The organism is Candidatus Enterococcus willemsii (assembly GCF_009933335.1).
Taxonomy (GTDB): domain Bacteria; phylum Bacillota; class Bacilli; order Lactobacillales; family Enterococcaceae; genus Enterococcus_F; species Enterococcus_F willemsii.
On record NZ_MAEL01000063.1, the window covers coordinates 1 to 4855 of the forward strand.

Genomic DNA, 4855 nt, shown 5'->3' on the forward strand with positions numbered 1-4855 from the left:
GAAACTTTGCAACAGAACCGTTTCAGGCTATGAAAAACTCATAGAACAAGCGAAAAAACATGAAAGTAAAATATTTTTAGCAACCATTAGTCCATTTATTGGTTATACAAAAGATATAAAGAATGAAGAAAAAGAAGAATTACGCCAAAAAGTAAATGCATGGATCAGAAAGAATACAGAAGTAGATGGCATATATGATTTTGATCAAGTTTTGGCTGATCCGAAAGACCCAACTAAATTGAATAGTAGCTATGATTCTGGAGATAAATTACATCCAAGTGAAGCAGGAGGAGCTCAAATGGCAAAAACTATAGATGTTGATGCATTCAAACGCTAATTACTCGAACTAAAACTCTGGACTAAAGTATTCTCTTGATTGAAAATATGACAATTTTGTTATGTTATTCGATGGTTCTATTGCTGATACACAGAGTATAATTTAAATAAAGAGAAACGGATAAAAGGCAGGAGGTAAGGAATTGGATATCAATATTTTAATTAGTTGTGGAGTAATCGGGATAGGTGTCGTTTTATTGATGATTGGTGGAGGAATTTTTAATTATAGAGCTTATACAAATAAGAGACCATGAGAAGGTAAGACCCAACCTTTTTTGAAAACAAGATTGTTGGTTACTGTATTGGACATTATTTAGCTGTTATTTTGTATACTCTAAATGGCTAGATATGTAACAAAATAGCAACTACAATTTGTTTCGATCACGTTATCTACTTGGTTCTTTAGGGATAGCGATTCTCCTCTAGTGTCTATTTATTACTTCCAAATATAAAATAAATTGATCCACACATAACTTAGTTAAACTGATTTTATAGTGTGGATTGATCTATTTTACGATCAATTAAAGGTAATGGATTTTTTGCTTTTTATAATTATGCTACAATTGACAGTGAAAAAATAAATATTATACGTTTGGAGAATTATGAAGAAGAAAATACTAAAATTTATATTATGGCTTTTCGGTATTTTAATTGTTATGATGTTAGCCGTATTTACTGCATTTCAGTTGTCACCTAGGCCAGGTGTTTACGTAATTGGACTGATGTTTGATTCGCCAGTATCAATTTCAGACAAGCAAGCTTATAAAAAAGCTAAAGGCAATGTTAAAGTCATATCGAATGAAGTATATAAGTCAAAACATAAAGAAAATACCTTTGATATCTATTATCCTAAGAATGCGTCAAAAGCAGTTCCAGTAATGATTTGGGCTCATGGGGGTGGCTTTGTTGCTGGTGATAAATCTGGAGTGAAAGAATTTGCAACAAGAATTGTTTCAGATGCTAATATAGCCGTAGTTGCAATGAATTATGAAACTGCGCCGGATTCTCAATATCCGAATCAAGTAAAACAAGTAAATGATTTAGTAAAAGAATTGCAAACTAGAAAAATGGCTGAGCTGGATTTATCAAGATTATTTTTGGGCGGTGACAGTGCTGGTGCGCAAATTGCCTTACAATATGCTGTTGTTCAAACAAATGCATCGTATGCTGATGAAATGGGGATGATGCAAACAATACCAGAAGGTAACCTAAAAGGAACGATTTCTTATTGTGGACCAGTGAACTTAAAACAGACTGCTCAACAACATTCCGATAATAGATTTATGAAATTTTTTGTGAAAACAGTTGCGTGGTCCTTGATAGGTACAAAGAATTGGAAAAATGATCCTAAATTGTTCCAATCTAGTTTAGTAGATCATGTTTCAAATGAATTTCCACCGACATATATCACAGATGGTAATGCATATTCATTTCAAGAGCAGGGAATTACTTTGGAAAATCGTTTGAACGAGCTGGGAATACCAGTACAAGGGCTCTTTTATACGAACGACAAAAATGAAATCACACATGAGTATCAATTTGATTATGCCACTACAGAAGCAAAAGAATGCTATCAACAGACATTAAAATTTTTAAATCAATATAAATAAAAGAAAAATACGATTATTGGAAGAAAAAATAAGACATAAAACAAAAAAGGTCGTCTTTATATTTTACGTTAAACTAGGAAAGAGACTTGGGTACTGACAGATTTAAAATGAAAAAAATTACAAAAGAAGCTCGATGATAGAATTTTAAAGAAAAAAAGTTTTATGTGGATGATACAATTAATAAAATTAAGCAGGATGTGCTGTTTTATACAGAAACTATTAAAACAACTATTCAAGATATTTTGAAAACATATAAGGATAAAAGTGAATCTTTATAAAATGATATTAGACTTAATACAATTGTTTCAACAAAAGATTGAAATTACCGAAGTAAAAAAAGTCTATCAGTGAATGGTAAGTTTAACTCCATACCTTAACAGGAGTAAGGGAAAGCTTTGGGAAAAATAGTACAAATATCAGGATTTTTTTCAAAAATGAGAAAAACACAAACTACTATGTAGCATGAGAGAAATTGAAAATAAGAGAGCAATTTACTAGATTGAGTAAATCGGTTAAATGATAGGGTTTTGTCTTTGTTATTTTAATTTGTAGGTTGCATACTGGTGCTTAGATATTTTAGAGAAGATTGTAGAGAATAGAAGAATAATATTCTATGAAATTTCATAAAAGTTATCTTTATTAAAAATGGATGTTACGGCTGTTAAATCAATGGTTTTAAACTAAAGGAAAGAGAATATCCATTAACCAGGTCTTAAGAAAGCTCGTAAAGCTTCTCAATTCTCAAAACGTTAATCGTTGTTATATCAACGTTTCAGACACTTTCCAATTGTGGGGAGTGTCTTTTTGGTTTTATCATATTAGCGAATATATTAATGATGATCTGTACTTTTTTAGAAAAGAAAAAAATGGATTAAATACTGTAAAATTTATCATTTATTTATTAAGATGGAATTAGTTGATGGATCATAATAGATTGCTTAAAAAGTGGGAAAAAACTTATTGTTTGAGAAAGAAATAAGTTACTCAGTAAGTAGCTATTACAGAAGCAATAGATTATTTTATACATTTTAGTAATTTTTGTTATAAACTTGAAAAAATTTTTTGAAGAATCTATTAGGTAAATAACTTCTGTTTTTTTGATGTGAGTTTAATAATGAGTTTTGCTTACTTTGTCAGTCTATATGATCCAAATCAATATAAAGATGATGTTGATGGATCAAACTAGAAGATAGGTGGTGATATTTTCTAATATATAGCGATATTGAAAATTGTATGAGGCTTCAAAGAAATTAGATACAACGTGTTTGAAATATAAAAATATTTCATTGACAATAGAAAATATTGATAAAATTATTGAAACCTATGAAAAACGTGAAGATGTTGAAAAATATGCACATGTAGCAACCTTAGACGAAATTAAAGAGAATGACTATAACCTAAACATCCCAAGGTATGTAGATACGTTTGAGGAAGAGGAAGTAACGCCATTACCACAGCTTGCACAAAAATTAGTAGATGTGAAGCAAGAGATAGAAAAATCGACAGATAAATTATTTGAAATGCTAGGTGAATTGCAAGGAACGACAGATGAAGCACAGGAAGAGCTGCAGAAGTTTATGGAGTTGTTGAAAAAATAGAGAGTAGTGGGGTGTAAGGGCAAGAAGTATGGGCTACTTGCTCTTACATTGGAGGCGTATAATTATTATGAATAAATTATTAAAAAAAGTACTAGATAATTACTTGATAGAAAAGGAAAAGCCACTTAAAGATAATAATTTGGCAAAAGTGGTAACAAAAGATCTAGTTTCTTCTATACGAGAAAAAGTACAAAATGATAAATACGTTATCAAAGGATCCGTTGGACAAGGTCAGTGGGCGGAAATTCCTTGGATATGTATATTTGATAAAACGATTTCTACCCAAACGACAAAAGGGATTTATATAGCGATTCTTTTCAAAGCTGATATGACTGGACTCTACCTTACCTTGAATCAAGGTTGGACTTTTTTCGCTGAAACATACAAACCGTTAGAAGAAGCGGTTCTGTTGCAAAGTTTCCGATAAGCTCATTTTGAGGTAAAATAATTGAAAAAGATAGCTTGGAGGAATGAAGATGACTCAGTTCAAAGGAAAACAATTTCAAAAAGACGTGATTATCGTAGCCGTCGGCTACTATCTTCGGTACAACCTGAGTTATCGTGAAGTGCAGGAAATTCTGTATGACCGAGGAATTCACGTTTGTCACACCACAATTTACCGTTGGGTGCAAGAATACGGAAAGATTCTTTATCAAATTTGGAAAAAGAAAAACAAACAGTCCTTTTATTCATGGAAAATGGACGAGACTTATATCAAAATTAAAGGAAAGTGGCATTATTTATATCGCGCTATCGATGTAGATGGCTTAACCTTAGATATCTGGTTACGGAAAAAGCGCGACACACAGGCTGCGTATGCTTTTCTAAAACGACTGAAGAACCAGTTTGGAGAACCAAAGGTTCTAGTAACGGATAAAGCACCCTCTATTAAGAGTGCCTTCAGAAAGCTTCAGAAAAATGGACTGTATATAACAACAGAACATCGAACAATCAAGTATCTGAATAATCTGATTGAACAAGATCATCGTCCAATTAAGCGAAGAAACAAATTTTACCAAAGTTTGCGAACAGCCTCAACCACGATTAAAGGCATGGAAGCGATTCGAGGAATTTATAAAAAAAGCCGAAAAGAAGGGTCTCTTTTTGGCTTTTCCGTCTGTACAGAAATCAAAGGACTATTAGGAATCCCTGCTTAAATAAGAATCATCTTGAAAAACTAATGACCTTTTTGAGACTTTGCAACAGAACCTATCTGCTTCACATCTCCTAGGAGAAAGATTAAATAATCGGGGATATCCTGTAGGGTCAATATTATTAGCCGGCAAAAATAATTTATCAAAAGGATATGAG

The 4855-nt window shown here is 31.9% G+C and carries 5 protein-coding genes; all 5 read left to right on the forward strand.

Translation table 11 applies throughout. The annotated features are described in order from the left end of the window. Positions 1-337 (forward strand): GDSL-type esterase/lipase family protein (locus BAU17_RS14055; protein WP_337248048.1); only part of this gene is annotated, 337 nt, incomplete at its 5' end. A gap of 601 nt (positions 338-938) precedes the next feature. After that, positions 939-1946 carry an alpha/beta hydrolase gene (locus BAU17_RS14060; RefSeq protein WP_161903455.1) on the forward strand — a complete coding sequence of 336 codons (1008 nt, stop codon included), beginning with the start codon at positions 939-941 and terminating at the stop codon, positions 1944-1946. A gap of 1229 nt (positions 1947-3175) precedes the next feature. After that, entirely contained in the window at positions 3176-3544 is a 369-nt protein-coding gene (locus tag BAU17_RS14065) for an N-6 DNA methylase (RefSeq protein ID WP_161903456.1), read from the forward strand. Positions 3545-3611: 67 nt separating this feature from the next. Beyond that, on the forward strand, positions 3612-3971 hold the full coding sequence (locus BAU17_RS14070) for an MrcB family domain-containing protein (protein WP_161903457.1): 360 nt from the start codon (positions 3612-3614) through the stop codon (positions 3969-3971). 49 nt (positions 3972-4020) lie between these two features. Beyond that, a complete protein-coding gene (locus BAU17_RS14075; protein WP_000191454.1) occupies positions 4021-4701 on the forward strand; it encodes an IS6-like element ISEnfa1 family transposase in 681 nt (226 codons plus the stop codon). Positions 4702-4855 lie beyond the last annotated feature (154 nt).

What these genes read in the sequence shown, in the direction of transcription:
- BAU17_RS14075 (WP_000191454.1), top strand. Translation starts at nt 4,021, where the DNA reads ATGACTCAGTTCAAAGGAAAACAATTTCAAAAAGACGTGATTATCGTA.
- BAU17_RS14070 (WP_161903457.1), top strand. Translation starts at nt 3,612, where the DNA reads ATGAATAAATTATTAAAAAAAGTACTAGATAATTACTTGATAGAAAAG.
- BAU17_RS14060 (WP_161903455.1), top strand. Translation starts at nt 939, where the DNA reads ATGAAGAAGAAAATACTAAAATTTATATTATGGCTTTTCGGTATTTTA.